The following is a 14,601-nucleotide window of genomic DNA, read 5'->3' on the forward strand; positions in this document are numbered from 1 at the left end:
ACCATTTCCGGACACCTCTTTCTTCGTTACGTTCATTATCTAACGTTCCTAATTCGGTGTCCACTTTCTATGCTACATGCAAAAACGTACAAACATGCGTTCAAATAGAGTCGGATAAACGATTTTGTATGAAAAAACATACAAACATGCGTTCGAATAGAGTCGGACAAACGATTTTGTATGAAAAAACGTACAAACATGTGCTCGACTAGAGCCGGACAGGCGGTTTTGTATGAAATAACGTACAAAACCGAGCTTCAATAGAGCCGATCGAGCGCTTTTGTATGAAAAAACGTACAACACTTCGCTCTTGCTACGTTCACTTTTTAAGAAGAGATGTGGCAATAACAGCTCACTGCAATTTAGCATAATCTGCAGCACTAATGAGTCAATCGGATATCATGTGCACCGAATTACTGTGTGCCTCCTGCCAAGCATTATGTTGGCATGCAGTTGTGCTCTGTCACATATCAGCGAAACATCTTGATGAGTCATAATAGCTTCCCGTCAAGCGCCGCGCATAACGCGCCGGCCCAGCTTTCCGCTAGCTAAGCGCCGCGCATAACGCGCCGGCCCAGCTTTCCGCTAGCTAAGCGCCGTGCATAACACGCCGGCCCAGCTTTCCGCTAGTTAAGCGCCGCGCATAACGCGCCGGCTCATTCTCTCCCAAGCTTCGCCCTTTTTGCAGTGCCCTGAATATTGTGTGAGGGTCACGCTATGCATGGAGCGCTTAATGCAACAAGAGCGCTCCCCCTGCATCATGCGTTTTCAATTAATGAGGACTGCTGACGCTGATAGCCTGCAAGATCACTTTCCTTGCGGCGCAGCTCGGTGGATAGATCCGCTACTATCCGGCTAATGCGGCCATGCTTTTCTTCAACCTGGGAAACGGCTTCTTTAATTCTTCCCTGTACAATCCAATCGATAAAAAATCCATCAAAAAAGTAGTCCCCAAAAGCCAGCATGCCGCCGATATCTATCGAAACATGAACATCGCGCTCCACATCCTTTAGCTCTCTTTCGAACATTTGAAGCTTATGGCTGGCGCTATGAATCGCATCTCGCGCTTCATCAATGCGGTCATGCTTCATTTTGGTTGCGATTAATCCGCCGCCCAACATATCATATGTGCCCCAATTTTTGGCGGAGTCAAGCTTGTCGATTGCGGTCAACAGGCAGCTGACTACCGATTGTCCGGCATTTATCGCTTCCCGGAGCTCTTTGCAGTCTGCCTGGGCTTCTGTTTCCCGTTTGGTGAGCTCCTTTAATTCTACAGCCAAGTCAGGACGCAGCTTTTTGATCTGTTGTTCCTTTTCCTGCAATAATGCCTCGATATCATTGTCGACATAGCGGCTTTCCGTAAGACGGGCATCAAGAGAGGCAAGCTCCTGTTCTAAATCAGCGGCATCGTGAGCGGCTTCCTCGTACCTCAGCCTGGCTTGGAGCAGCTCGGTTTCCTCTTCCGATAGCTTTTCCTGCTTTTTGCCGATTAGCGTATAAAATAACGCCCCTAACGAAAGTCCGCTCAAACGATCTACATCTCGTTGCTCAGCCTTAAGCTGTGTCAACAAGCTTTCGCGTTCCTGGATACGCTGCTTGAGCTGTGATTCCAACAACCCTTTATGGCGCAAATCATTATTTCGCTGCCTCTTGGAAGCTTGAAGCTCCGCCAGACGATCATTGTATTTCTGAAACATGTGAACAACCTCCTATTATAAAGGGGTACTTTTTTTGGTTGTACTACGGTATTGTTTTTTGTATGAAGTTAGTGGTGTGGCTTTTCAGTCATAATGCCAGGATGTCTTTGCGGAAATACAGCAGGATATAATTATGGTACGAAATAGAACGGATAAATGTTTCAGCTGGCAAAATGCCCGTACATACTAACTTGTAAACAAATTGGAAAACACGTTACAGGCTGCGAGAACATAAAAAACCGCCCCCTGAAATGCCTTGTGCGGCACGGGGACGGTCTTGACGACTATTAATCTGATTCACTGATAGGGCCTGCTCAACCTATACTTGTAATCAATGCTCTGCGGAATCGTTGTCGTTGGAGATGCGAAGCACCTCAAAAACCTTGAACAGCAGGCTGACAAAAATCGCTACGATTGTAGCAAGCGCCATACCGCCAAAGGAAACGTCACCGATGGTCAGCTTAACTCCGCTAAGTCCGATGACCAGTACAATAGTGGTTAGAAACAGATTGGTTGGTTTGCTGTAATCTACCTTGGCTTCAACAAGCATCCGGAAGCCGGAAGCCGCGATAACCCCGAACAAAAGCAGCGAAATGCCGCCCATAACCGGTTGCGGTATATTGGTGACAAGATAGGAAAACTTGCCGAAAAACGATAGCAAAATCGCGATAACGGCAGCTCCGCCGATAACAAACGTGGAGTAAACGCGCGTGATAGCGAGTACGCCGATATTTTCGCCATAGGTCGTGTTAGGTGTAGAGCCGACAAAGCCGGACAGAATAGTGGAAATACCGTTACCCAGCATGGAGCGGTGCAGACCGGGGTCCTTGGACAAGTCCTTGCCCACGATGTTGCCGGTTACGATCAGATGGCCGATATGCTCAGCGACAACAACCAGTGCGGCAGGGGCAATCGCGATAATGGCGCTCCAGTGAAACTCCGGCGCGGTAAAGGTCGGCAGCTGGAACCAGTTTGCATCAGCCAGTCCTGCAAATTCTACCAGCTTCATAGAAGCCGCAAGTACATAGCCGAAAATGATACCAAACAGAATCGGAATAATTTTCATAAAGCCGCGGAAGAGCACGGAGCCCAGAATCGTAACGGCCAGTGTAGCCGTTGACAAGATAATGTTTTGAGAGTTGAATATGACTGTTTCGCTGCCATCAGCTTTAGTGCCCAGCCAGCCAGCCCAGCCAGCTGCAACGGGCATCAGCTCAAGGCCGATAATAGCAACGATGGCGCCCATGGCCGCCGGAGGAAATACAACGTTTAGCCAGCCCGTGCCCGCGATCTGTACAATCAGGGCAACCAAGCTGAAAATAACCCCGGCAACAATAAAGCCGCCTAGCGCGGCGGCATAGCTTCCGCCCGTTGCGGCGCTGCCGATTACTGCGCCTGCCGGACCCAGAAACGCAAAGCTGGAGCCTAGATAGGCCGGTATTTTACCTTTTGTAATCAGGATGTAGATCAAGGTGCCGATCCCGTTCATAAGCAGACAGATGGAAGGATCCACCTGTAGTATGGTGGGAACAAGCACGGTTGCGCCAAACATGGCGAACAGATGCTGCAGACTAAGCATCAGGCTTTGCGCCATTGGCGGTCTTTCGTGAACGCCTATACTTCTTTTCATCGGTTTTGCTGCTCCTTCAAATAGAGTATGAAACACAAGAACATCCTTGTTGATTGTACAAAGTATGCCTTAGCTTGACAATGCTTTTCTTACGCGGCGGGCGGCTCCGGCGATATTTTTCGGAAAATGGACTCATTTGCAATGAAGTCAACATTCGTACTATTATGAAAGAACACGCGTTAGGCTTATAACGAAGGAGAGACCCAATGGAAACAAATCTGACTAAAGTCAATTATCCTATCGAGCAGTTCAAAAAGCTGAAGACGGAAGTTACCCGTTTTATGATGATGTACCAGTTTGCGCTGAACGAGCTGGAGACCAAAATTGAAATTTTGAAAGAAGAGTTTCAGTTTCTTCATGACTACAATCCTATTGAACATACCAAATCCCGCGTCAAAACACTGGAGAGCATCATTAACAAAGTGAACCGCAAGGGCATTCCTTTTTCCATTGACGATATCAAAATGCATATTAAGGACATTGCCGGATTGCGCATTACCTGCTCCTTTATTTCCGATATTTATCATATCCGCGATATGCTGCAAAACCAGTTTGGCCTTCGTATTAATGAAGTAAAGGATTATATCGAAAATCCGAAGCCCAATGGCTACCGGAGTCTTCACCTTCTTGTGGAGGTGCCGGTCTTCATGTCGGACGGAACAGAAAACGTCTGCGTGGAAATTCAGATTCGCACCATTGCGATGGACTTTTGGGCAAGCCTTGAGCATAAAATCTTCTATAAATACACGCAGGGCGTCCCGTCGATGCTGCTGCAGGAGCTGAAGGAAGCGGCCGACTCCGCCAATCGTCTGGATAAGCAGATGGAGCGCCTGCACCGCGAAATATCCGTTATCAAGGAAAACCAGGCTGAGGATGAAGACAGCGAAATTACCCGTTTGCTGCAAAATCCGTCGTTCCAGCTACCGGCCAGCCTTCTGGAGCTTGGCAGAAGCAGCGAATAGCCTTTTGGCCGCTTTCCCTAAGACGAATCTATCGACTATTGGACAGAGTTATCTTTTTTTAGTAGGATAGTAGAAAAGCGTCTGAAGCGGACAGCGACGAAGATATAGGGGTTGAGACGATGCTGCAATTGGGTGCCAAGGTTGTTATCTTGTCAGATCAATACGAACAAAATCTCCCTATAGGGGAGTATGGCTATATTATTGCGTATGACCGCAATGCCGATAATGTTTTTGATTACGTCGTACGCGTTCCCAAAAGCAATCGCAATTTTCTGGTTCCCGACGAGGATGTGGAATTGGAAGAGATGCTGCTGCAGGTGGAGGCGGAGCGGATCGGTAAGGAAGCGCTTATCGATTATGCGCTTGCTACGCACAACGAGGAGCTTTTTCACCGCGTCATGAGAGGCGAAGAGGCTGAGCCCGAGCAGGAGAATGCAGCCAAGGAACCGATGAGCAGGGAAGACTTTATCCGCCAGGTCAATCTGAAGGCGTGGATATAGCAAAAGGGTAGAATTGAGGCCGTCCGCTGGCATTCAGCGGTACGGCTTTTTGTTTATTTTAGAAGAAGTACGGGGAGCAATGAGCTATTATTGCTGCGCGTCTTACAATCCTTGGACTGCTGGAATGTGGCGGTCAACAAGCTGACATTGCTGGAACTTGCGGATGTAGGCTATAATAATAAGAATGACTTTTACCATAAGGAGAGTTACGGATGAGCATAACGATTAAGGATGTTCAGCATGTGGCCAATCTCGCAAGGCTGGAGCTGAGCGACGGCGAGCAGCAGCAGTTTATGGAACAGCTTAACGCTATTTTGAAATATGCGGAAAAGCTGAATGAGCTGAATACCGACGACGTACAGCCGACCAGCCACGTGCTGCCGATTGTCAACGTCATGCGGGAAGATGTGAAGAAGGAGTCGCTGCCTCTGGAGAAGGTGCTGCTTAACGCGCCGGACGAGGAAGACGGACAAATCAGAGTACCAGCGGTGCTTGAGTGAATACGGAGCGTTAACGAAGGGAGGAAAAGCTGTTGGCACTGTTTGAATTAAGCCTTCAGGAAGTACATAACAAATTAGCGGGCAAAGAGGTGTCCGTTCAGGAGCTGGCAAAGGAATCCTACAAGGTAATCGCGGAAACCGACGACGCCATAAAAGCTTTTATTACATTAAATGAGGAAGGCGCGCTGAACCGCGCGGCGGAACTGGACAAGCAGCTCCGGCAAGGCGGAGAGCGCGGACTTCTGTTTGGTTTGCCTGCGGGCATCAAGGACAACATCGTGACTGAAGGGCTGACCACGACCTGCGCTAGCCAATTCTTGAGCAACTATAATCCCATCTACAGCGCAACGGCGGCCCGCAAGCTGGAGCAAGCCGGAGCGGTGACGATCGGCAAGCTTAACATGGATGAATTCGCCATGGGCGGCTCCAATGAAAATTCAAGCTTCTATCCAACCCGAAATCCGTGGAATACGGATTATGTGCCGGGCGGCTCAAGCGGCGGCTCTGCGGCTTCCGTAGCGGCGGGCCAGGTCTATTTTGCCCTGGGCTCCGACACGGGCGGTTCAATCCGCCAGCCTGCCGCGTATTGCGGCATCGTCGGCTTGAAGCCAACGTATGGCCTGGTTTCGCGTTTTGGTCTGGTTGCTTTTGCTTCATCGCTTGACCAGATTGGTCCCTTGACCAAAAATGTCGAGGACTCCGCTTATGTGCTGCAAGCCATCGCCGGTTATGACGCCAGCGATTCCACATCGGCTAACGTGGACATCCCGGACTACACCTCCGCGCTGACGGGGGATGTGAAGGGTCTGCGGATCGGCGTTCCGAAGGAATACCTGGGAGCGGGCATTGATCCGCGCGTGAAGGAAGCCGTCTTAGAAGCGCTTGCCGTATATGAGTCGTTAGGCGCAACCTGGGAGGAGATTTCCTTGCCGCATACGGAATATGCGATTGCGGCGTATTACCTGCTGGCTTCATCGGAGGCTTCCTCCAATCTGGCCCGCTTTGACGGCGTTCGCTACGGCGTTCGCGCCGACAACCCGGACAACCTGATCGACCTGTACCGCAAATCACGCAGCCAGGGCTTTGGCCCCGAAGTGAAGCGCCGGATTATGCTGGGTACTTACGCGCTTAGCTCCGGCTATTATGACGCCTACTATTTGAAGGCTCAGAAGGTTCGCACGCTGATCAAGGGAGACTTTGACCAGGCGTTCCAAAAATATGATCTGATCATCGGCCCAACGGCTCCAACACCGGCTTTCCGCATCGGCGAGCAGGTCGGAGATCCATTGACGATGTATCTTAACGATATTTGCACCATTCCTGTCAGTCTTGCGGGCGTGCCGGCTATCAGCGTGCCTTGCGGCATGGCGGACGGCCTGCCGATCGGTCTGCAAATTATCGGCAAGGCGTTTGACGAAACGACGGTGCTCCGCGCCGCGCACGCGTTCGAGGCGAATACCGCACACCACAAGCTGCGTCCGCAGCTGTAAACAGGAAGGGATGTATAGACATGACAGTAGCTCAAAAATATGAAACGGTCATCGGGCTGGAAGTCCATGTCGAGCTGCACACCAACAGTAAAATTTTTTGCGGCTGCTCGACGGCATTTGGCGCTCCGCCAAATACGCATACCTGTCCCGTTTGTCTGGGGCATCCCGGCGTGTTGCCGGTGCTGAACCGCCAGGCGGTGGAATATGCCATGAAAGCGGCAATGGCGCTTAACTGCACAATCGCCGATGTTAGCAAGTTCGACCGGAAAAACTATTTTTACCCGGATTCTCCAAAGGCTTATCAAATTTCACAATACGATCAGCCAATCGGAGAAAATGGCTGGATCGATATTGAAGTAAACGGAGAAACGAAACGTATCGGCATTACCCGCCTCCATCTGGAGGAGGATGCCGGCAAGCTGACCCACGTGGATGGCGGATACGCTTCCCTTGTTGACTTCAACCGTGTCGGAACGCCGCTGGTGGAAATCGTATCGGAGCCGGATCTTCGTACCCCCGAGGAGGCTAAGGCCTATCTGGAGAAGCTTCGCGCAATTATGCTGTATTGCGATGTTTCCGATGTCAAAATGGAAGAAGGCAGCCTTCGCTGCGACGCGAACATCAGCCTTCGTCCATATGGACAAGAGAAGTTTGGCACACGCGCCGAGCTGAAAAACATGAACTCCTTCCGCAGCGTACAGCGCGGGCTGGAATATGAACAGGTTCGCCAGGCCGAAATTTTGGACGATGGCGGCGAGGTAGTACAGGAAACGCGCCGTTACGACGATGCCGCTGGCAAATCGTTTTCGATGCGCGGCAAGGAAGAGGCGCATGATTACCGCTACTTCCCGGACCCGGACCTTGTACGCCTGAATATTAGCCAGGAGTGGAAGGAAGCGGTGCGCGCGACCATTCCTGAATTGCCGGATGCTCGCAAAAAGCGTTATGTGGACACGTTTGGTTTATCCTCCTATGATGCTGAGGTCATAACGGCCTCCAAAAAGCTGGCGGATTTGTTCCAGGAAAGCTTGTCCTACACCAAGGACGCCAAAGCTGCAGCTAACTGGGTGATGGGCGATCTTTTGGCCTATTTGAACGCCGGCGGACTGGAGCTGGACGACGTCAAGCTGACCGGTCAAGGACTTGGCGAAATGATCGGCTTGCTGGAGAACGGCACAATCAGCGGCAAAATCGCCAAAACCGTCTTTAAGGCGATGCTGGAAACCGGCAAGCTGCCGGGCGCGATTGTCGAGGAGCAGGGACTGGTGCAAATCAGCGACGAAGGAGCATTGCTTGGCATCGTGGATGAAGTAATCGGGCGCAACCCGCAATCCGTTGAAGATTTCCGCGCCGGCAAGGATAAAGCCATCGGCTTCCTTGTTGGACAAATTATGAAAGAAACAAAAGGCAAAGCGAATCCGGCGCTTGTAAACAAGCTGCTTATGGAACGCTTGAAATAAGAATGACCAAGAACCTCTGGTTCCCGCCGCTAAAGGGGGGCTGGAGGTTCTTTCAAATTAGGGCATGCCTTTAAATCCGCTCAAAGGGCATCCCTGGATAGTTTGAAGACACACCTTAGCAGGGAGGCTGCCTATGACAAAACTCGGCGATCAAGGCTGGAAGCGTTCCTTGCTGACCGCAGTGCTGGCTTTTTTAGTGCCGGGCCTGGGGCATTTGTTTAATGGTTTGTATGCCAGAGGTTTTTTGCTGATGGCTGGCCTTCTGCTGGATTACGTGGCCATATTCCGCCTTGCGGACGAAGATGGCGGCAGGCATCTTTTGCTGATCGTTTATTTATGTCTTCTGTTGCCCGTTTTTTATTTCATCAGCGTTTATGACTCGCTTCAGCGTAAGGATTATGAAGCAAAGGAGCCAAAGGCGCTGAGGCCAATCCAAGGTTTGTTGCTGGCGCTGACGGGTCTAGTCATGATGGCGCTGCTTAAGCCGCCTCCTTTGCTTCAGCCATGGCTGAACGAGCTGGCGGAATATGCGGTTGGACCGCTGCTTCTGCTGCTGTCCGGCTTTTTGGCGCTGAGGGCAAGGAGCAGGGAAGGAGATGGCATCGTGTACAAGCTGGGACGAGTGACCGCAGCGCTGCTTATTTTGACCGTTGGTTTTTTGCTGTTGTGGGATTTGCTGCGGGGCCGAAACGATATAGCGCTCCTGAAGGACTGGTGGCCTCTGCTATTTGTGCTGCTGGGGATTGAAATGACGTTGTGCAGCTTTGTCTTTAGACAAAAATTCAACCGTCGCAGGCTGGACGCAAAAGGGATTTCCGCTGCGCTGGTTGTGGCGGTTACCGCTTTTTCGGTCACCCAATATGCTGATTTTCCCGTGCGTTGGCTGGACCAGTTTAATGTGGATTTAAGCGGTGCAATGAGCTATAGCGATGAGCAAGGCTTTCAATTTGAGCGGAATGTCATTAAGGTTCCGCTTGATCCCAGTATTTCATCCATTTCCATTCAAAATCCAAATGGCGATGTCAAGATTCGAAACTCGTCCGCTGCATCTGAAATTGAAATCTACTCTACTATCTGGGTTGATGTTGAGCAGCAGGGAGAGGCTGACGCTATTGCGGCCGGCTCTGTCGTTGGCATTACGCCAGGCAAAGAGGTTGTAGTGGAAGGGCGCGGCAAGGCTTATGGGCCAAGCGGCAGCCGTTTGCCGCGAATCAACCTTGAAATTGTGCTGCCTGTTATTGAGGCGGCGGGCAATCCCGACTCCAATTTCAATAGAGGGTCGGGCCGGGAGCCGGAGCTGGGCCCTGGTGATGTAAGGGCGGGGGAGTTACCCGAGGCGGAGCGGGAACTGGAAACGGAGCAATCGGCCGCTTCACTGCCTGAGGCATCCGAGTTAACGAATCTTGATTCTACAGCAATTGGAGAATCGGACGGCGTAGACATAATGAATGTAACGCCAACGATGGAAGAAACGTTAGCGATGGGGCAGACTTCTCCCGTGGATCAAACGGAAACGCCGCCAGCCGATGGGAATGAAGAAGAGCTGCCGGAGCAATCCAATGAAGACGGAGCGCCGGAAGGGGATGAAGCATTGCCCCCGGAATCGGCGAGGATGCTGCCCAAAGTATCATTGTCCATTGAAATCAGTAATGGAGGGGTGGACATTGCTGGCCTGGAGTTTCTGGGCGGAACCCGTATTGCTGCTGGAAGCGGCATGGTATCCATTGCCGATATAACGGGTCCGGTTTCGGCAAAGGTCACCGATGGCGGGATAAAAGCAGCCGGTATTAATGGAGAGAGCATATTCGAGGTTAAAAACGGCGCAATAGAAGGCTCCAACATTAAAGGCGGCGCAATGTACGCCGCAACAACAAATGGAAATGTGCTGCTTAGCACTATAGGAAGCGATCTTGTAGCCGAAACCAAAAACGGCGCAATTGAAATCCAGGACGCCGAAGCGGGAATTAAAGCAGACACGCTGAACGGAAGCATTACGATTGGCAGCGGGACAGTAGGCGGAAATTGGGACCTTGACAGCTCTGTCGGCGAAATTAACTTAACGCTCCCGGATACTGGTGATTACAGTCTTTACGGTTCGGTAACCTTTGGAAAAATCAGCACGGAGCTGCCTTTTGAACAGATTAGAAAAACGATCAGAGGGACCATTGGCGGCGGGACTTTCCGCATTCATATTAACGCCACCAACAGCATTTCCATTCGGAGCAGGCAGTAGGGGCTAGACGGCGTTTCATTGACAAAGTCTTTGTAAAGAACGTACAATAACTTTAATCACAATGAAAGGCGTGAGGGGAATGGCACCAAGCGTTCATTTGGCAATGGAACAACTGAAGATGAATGGCGTCCGGATGACCCCGCAGCGTCACGCAATTCTTGGCTATTTGATGGGAACCAAAAGTCATCCTACTGCCGACGAAATATACAAGGCGCTATCGCCGGCTTATCCAAGCATGAGCGTAGCAACCATCTATAACAATCTGCGATTGTTCGTAGATGCAGGCCTTGTGCGGGAACTGACGTATGGGGACGACTCCAGCCGCTTTGATGCAGATTTATCCGATCATTATCATGCAATCTGCAAGCAATGTGGCCAAATCGTCGATTTCGGATATCCGCCCTTGCTGGAAGTGGAAAAGGTTGCATCTAAGGAAACGGGTTTTTCCGTACATGGGCACCGAATGGAAATTTACGGCCTTTGTAAAAAGTGCAACACTTCAGACCATTAATTCGTATGATATGAATAGGCCATGCCAAAACGTGCCGGAAGCGATAGTATCCACTTCTTGCACGTTTTTGTTTGGGGTTTGGGATGGCTCCATAACTGCAGAAGGAGCGTGAGTTTTTGGAAACGACTATTAACCGGACGCCTCGGAGGAAGCGGCGACGCGGTTTGGGCTTTTTATTTTTTCTATTTATGCTGTCAGCCATCGCTGTGATAGGATGGTACGGTTATATGAATTACATTCCAAGCAGCGAGAAACAGGACCCTTCGTATACCTTTGCCAATCCTGTATTAATAGATGGAAAGCAGGCTGAATACGGAGCTATTATCGAAAATGAAGGGGTCAAGCTGCCCCTGCCGCTCCTGGAGAGTTTGTTCGGAGAAGATAATCCGATTCATTATGAAGAGAAGACGGGCACGGTTGTGCTCACCAGCTCCAGCAAGGTGCTCCGCTTCAAAACGGAAGCGCTGACGGGGCTGATGAATCAAGCGCCGTTCCAATTGAGCATTGCAGCCGAGGTGTCAGACGGCGTTGTCTATATTCCTGCAAGTCTGCTTACCGAAATGTTCGGCCTGCAAACCAGCTATCAAGCCGACACCGGGATTGTATCCTTGTCCAAAGAAGGCGACATCATCACACTGGGAACGGCGCTGCCTGCAAAAGGTGCTCCGCTCCGAACGGCCCCGTCTATTCGGGAGCCTTATATGCTTAAAATTCCCGCAGGCGAAAGCGTGAAAATTTGGGACGAGCAGGACGGCTGGTATCTGGCCCAAAATAACGCCGGGCATGTCGGCTACATCCGCAAGCAGGAGATTAAAATTTCTGGAACGGAACAAGTGCCGGAGCTGAAGGAAGAGCAGCCGTTTGTTGCCTGGAAGGTAATGGGCCAAAAGATCAACATGACCTGGGAGGCAGTTTACCAGCGTCGAATTGATCCCGCCAGTATCGGAGAAATGCCGGGATTGAACGTTGTGAGTCCAACCTGGTTTGAGCTGGTTGACGGAACCGGGAAAATAAAAGGCAAGGCCGATCCTGCCTATGTCAAATGGGCGCATGATCGAGGGTATCAGGTTTGGGCGTTGTTCAGCAACGGCTTTGAGCCGGATCAGACAACCGAAGCTTTGGCAACGGTGGAGACGCGATTCCATATGATCCAGCAGCTGCTTGCTTTTGCAGAGCTGTATCAATTGCAAGGCATTAATATCGATTTTGAAAATGTGTATACCAAGGACAAGGAAAATCTGGTCCAGTTTGTTCGGGAGCTGACGCCGCTGCTGCATGAGCAGGGACTTGTGGTTTCGATTGACGTAACGCCAAAGTCTAATAGCGAGATGTGGTCGGTATTTCTGGATCGCAAAGCATTGGGCAGCGTCGTGGATTATATGATGGTTATGGCTTACGATGAGCATTGGGCGTCCAGCCCCAAATCGGGATCCGTTGCTTCCTTGCCATGGACGGAGCATTCCATTAAACGGATTTTGGAAGAGGACGGGGTTCCTGCGGACAAGCTGGTGCTGAGCATGCCGCTATATACGCGAATCTGGACGGAGAAAAAGAATGAAAGCGGAGCAGTCAAGGTTTCCTCCAAAGCGATTGGCATGGAACGGGTCAAAACAATTATAGCCGAAAAAAATCTGACGCCGGTTCTAGATGAAGCAGCCGGCCAGCATTATGTAGAGTATAAAGAAGACGATGCACTGATGCGGATATGGATTGAAGATGATTATTCCATCAAAGCAAGAATTGATCTGGTGCGAAAATACGATTTGGCGGGCGTCGCCACCTGGCAGCGGGCCTTCCAGACACCTTCGATATGGACAACCATTGACGAAGCGTTGTCTAAGAAGCCCTGAGACATTTCGTAATTTCTCATGACGGGTACGAGCGGTAGTAAAGTATAATGGCATTATGGCAGATTATCCAAATTCAAGGTATCCCATATACAAAGACTAAAATACAAAAGTACTCCATACAAAGTACCCCATGTGCAAAGCAGACATAAAAAAGAACTCTTCCTTTAGGGAGAGTTCTTTTTTATGTCTGTGTCTAAGCCTGTATCTGTGCCTGTATATGAAGTTAACTGCTGGTATCAGGCTTTATGCTCCGATGTTTCGGGAGTATGCTCCGTTGCTTGTGACGGATCCAAAGTCAGCATAGTCCGGCAAAACATGCAGCGATCCGTTTTGCCTAACATTTTGGTTTGACGGCCGCATTCGGGACATTGGAGCATAGTGGCGCTTGTAGACATCATGCCTGCCCAAAAGTAAACCGCGACACTGATTAGCAGCGCAATCATTCCAAACACCATAAAGATGCCGGCTACGATCTTGCCTGCTTGCCCCCATAATACGATGCCTGCCGTGCCCAAAATCATAATGCCCATTCCAACAAGCGTAAAGACGAGTCCCCAAAGGCGGAATTCATTGATTTTTGCCGATTTGAAAAATATTTTGTTCATTGCTTCATCCCTTCCTATATCCAAAGGCTTACAAAAATAAGACTCAAAATCTATTCCAGAAAGCAGGAATGTGAGTCTAGCTTGTCGAAATTGAATGAAACTGTAGATTATTATTATAGCCTAATCAGGGTTGATAAGCTATATGGAGGACCGTTGTGGAACAGATTAAAGCACATTTCATACATGCCTGCCGAGATAAGGCAGGCCTAGTAGCCTTAATACTGATTGCCAATCCCCATCCTTACAATTCTTTGCTAGAGGGGCTGGACTGTCTCGTGCTTCTTATTACGGAAGAGGGCGATCAGCCGGATTGGACAGAGCATATGCAATTAAACGGCAAGCGTGTTCTGATTCGAACCATTCATACGGATGAACTGCCGGAATGGATTGCAGAAGGCGAAAACCGCAACAATCTTGAATTGTTGAAACGGGGGGAGATTTTGTTGGATCGCGGTGGTTATTTGGCTGGCGTAAGGGAAAGGCTCATCGCATTTCCGGAATCCATGCGTGAGCAGAGGCGTTTTACCGAATTTTTAGGGTTTCTAAAAACGTATTTGCAGGCCAAGCAGGACTTGGCTATGGGCAATGTACTGGATTCTTTTAGCCAAATCTTTACCGCGCTTCATCATTGGGCCCGCATTGTGCTGATTGAAGACGGAAGGCTGCCCGAGGTGGCGGTTTGGAAGCAAATAAAGCGAGTGCATCCCGGAGTCTACAAATTATATGAAGAATTGACCGCAAGTCCGGAAACGCTGGAGCAAAGAGTTCAGCTTGTCATGTTGGCCTGCGAATTTTCCGTCATGAGCAAAATGAAGGCTTGCTGCACCCTGCTTCTAGATATTATGAACAGCCGCGAAGAGCCATGGAGCATTGGGGAGCTTCAAGCTCATCCCGTAATCAGCGGTCTCCAGGTTGACCTGACGCTTGTACTTCAGAAGCTTTTAAAGAGAAACTATATAAAAGAAGTTATTATTATGAAGGAGCCAAGTGACAACGAGGCACTGGAGCTCCGTTATCGAATCGAGGATCTATAAAGCAATTAGAATCACAGGAGGCCAAACGGCCAAATGTGATTTTTTTTTCTACGACTGACCAATTAACATACAGTATTTATTTTCTGCCGCTTCAAGGTACTCTTGTGGGTTGCGCCGGAAACGGCGGCG

General features: G+C 50.0%; 12 protein-coding genes. 9 read left to right on the forward strand and 3 right to left on the reverse strand.

What is annotated here, in order from left to right:
• Nucleotides 1-758 precede the first annotated feature (758 nt).
• On the reverse strand, nt 759-1,697 hold the full coding sequence (locus A7K91_RS00160; RefSeq protein ID WP_068678454.1) for a hypothetical protein: 939 nt from the start codon (nt 1,695-1,697) through the stop codon (nt 759-761).
• Nucleotides 1,698-2,028: 331 nt separating this feature from the next.
• Nucleotides 2,029-3,327, reverse strand: coding sequence for a uracil permease (gene uraA / locus A7K91_RS00165; RefSeq protein ID WP_068678456.1), 1,299 nt, complete (start codon nt 3,325-3,327; stop codon nt 2,029-2,031).
• 206 nt (nt 3,328-3,533) lie between these two features.
• On the opposite strand from uraA, the gene A7K91_RS00170 reads away from it, so the two are divergent.
• The 8 genes from A7K91_RS00170 (at nt 3,534) to A7K91_RS00205 (ending at nt 12,833) form a co-directional block, all read left to right on the forward strand.
• Complete coding sequence (locus A7K91_RS00170) at nt 3,534-4,289, forward strand: GTP pyrophosphokinase (protein WP_068678458.1); 756 nt, start codon at nt 3,534-3,536, stop codon at nt 4,287-4,289.
• Between the two features lie 119 nt (nt 4,290-4,408).
• The gene (locus A7K91_RS00175) at nt 4,409-4,789 is read left to right on the forward strand and encodes an ATPase (protein WP_068678460.1); all 381 of its coding nucleotides are present in this window, start codon (nt 4,409-4,411) and stop codon (nt 4,787-4,789) included.
• A gap of 212 nt (nt 4,790-5,001) precedes the next feature.
• Nucleotides 5,002-5,289 (forward strand): Asp-tRNA(Asn)/Glu-tRNA(Gln) amidotransferase subunit GatC, encoded by a 288-nt coding sequence (gatC, locus tag A7K91_RS00180; RefSeq protein WP_068678462.1) that lies wholly within the window; start codon nt 5,002-5,004, stop codon nt 5,287-5,289.
• Nucleotides 5,290-5,321: 32 nt separating this feature from the next.
• On the forward strand, nt 5,322-6,779 hold the full coding sequence (gene gatA, locus A7K91_RS00185) for an Asp-tRNA(Asn)/Glu-tRNA(Gln) amidotransferase subunit GatA (protein ID WP_068678464.1): 1,458 nt from the start codon (nt 5,322-5,324) through the stop codon (nt 6,777-6,779).
• Between the two features lie 20 nt (nt 6,780-6,799).
• A complete protein-coding gene (gatB, locus tag A7K91_RS00190) occupies nt 6,800-8,239 on the forward strand; it encodes an Asp-tRNA(Asn)/Glu-tRNA(Gln) amidotransferase subunit GatB (RefSeq protein WP_068678466.1) in 1,440 nt (479 codons plus the stop codon).
• A gap of 133 nt (nt 8,240-8,372) precedes the next feature.
• Complete coding sequence (locus tag A7K91_RS00195) at nt 8,373-10,472, forward strand: DUF4097 family beta strand repeat-containing protein (protein WP_068678468.1); 2,100 nt, start codon at nt 8,373-8,375, stop codon at nt 10,470-10,472.
• A gap of 79 nt (nt 10,473-10,551) precedes the next feature.
• Nucleotides 10,552-10,983 carry a Fur family transcriptional regulator gene (locus tag A7K91_RS00200; protein WP_068678470.1) on the forward strand — a complete coding sequence of 144 codons (432 nt, stop codon included), beginning with the start codon at nt 10,552-10,554 and terminating at the stop codon, nt 10,981-10,983.
• Nucleotides 10,984-11,210: 227 nt separating this feature from the next.
• On the forward strand, nt 11,211-12,833 hold the full coding sequence (locus A7K91_RS00205; protein WP_245697116.1) for a glycosyl hydrolase family 18 protein: 1,623 nt from the start codon (nt 11,211-11,213) through the stop codon (nt 12,831-12,833).
• 236 nt (nt 12,834-13,069) lie between these two features.
• Here A7K91_RS00205 and A7K91_RS00210 read toward each other — a convergent pair whose 3' ends face one another.
• Nucleotides 13,070-13,429 (reverse strand): YgzB family protein, encoded by a 360-nt coding sequence (locus A7K91_RS00210; RefSeq protein ID WP_068678475.1) that lies wholly within the window; start codon nt 13,427-13,429, stop codon nt 13,070-13,072.
• 164 nt (nt 13,430-13,593) lie between these two features.
• Here A7K91_RS00210 and A7K91_RS00215 point away from each other — a divergent pair, with 164 nt between their 5' ends.
• The gene (locus tag A7K91_RS00215; RefSeq protein WP_068678473.1) at nt 13,594-14,472 is read left to right on the forward strand and encodes a nucleotidyltransferase-like protein; all 879 of its coding nucleotides are present in this window, start codon (nt 13,594-13,596) and stop codon (nt 14,470-14,472) included.
• Nucleotides 14,473-14,601 lie beyond the last annotated feature (129 nt).

The sequence above is a fragment of the Paenibacillus oryzae genome, from assembly GCF_001675045.1.
GTDB classification, from domain to species: domain Bacteria; phylum Bacillota; class Bacilli; order Paenibacillales; family Paenibacillaceae; genus Pristimantibacillus; species Pristimantibacillus oryzae.

What these genes read in the sequence shown, in the direction of transcription:
- gatB (WP_068678466.1), top strand. Translation starts at nt 6,800, where the DNA reads ATGACAGTAGCTCAAAAATATGAAACGGTCATCGGGCTGGAAGTCCAT.
- gatC (WP_068678462.1), top strand. Translation starts at nt 5,002, where the DNA reads ATGAGCATAACGATTAAGGATGTTCAGCATGTGGCCAATCTCGCAAGG.
- A7K91_RS00205 (WP_245697116.1), top strand. Translation starts at nt 11,211, where the DNA reads ATGAATTACATTCCAAGCAGCGAGAAACAGGACCCTTCGTATACCTTT.
- A7K91_RS00175 (WP_068678460.1), top strand. Translation starts at nt 4,409, where the DNA reads ATGCTGCAATTGGGTGCCAAGGTTGTTATCTTGTCAGATCAATACGAA.
- A7K91_RS00160 (WP_068678454.1), bottom strand. Translation starts at nt 1,697, where the DNA reads ATGTTTCAGAAATACAATGATCGTCTGGCGGAGCTTCAAGCTTCCAAG.
- uraA (WP_068678456.1), bottom strand. Translation starts at nt 3,327, where the DNA reads ATGAAAAGAAGTATAGGCGTTCACGAAAGACCGCCAATGGCGCAAAGC.
- A7K91_RS00195 (WP_068678468.1), top strand. Translation starts at nt 8,373, where the DNA reads ATGACAAAACTCGGCGATCAAGGCTGGAAGCGTTCCTTGCTGACCGCA.
- A7K91_RS00170 (WP_068678458.1), top strand. Translation starts at nt 3,534, where the DNA reads ATGGAAACAAATCTGACTAAAGTCAATTATCCTATCGAGCAGTTCAAA.
- A7K91_RS00200 (WP_068678470.1), top strand. Translation starts at nt 10,552, where the DNA reads ATGGCACCAAGCGTTCATTTGGCAATGGAACAACTGAAGATGAATGGC.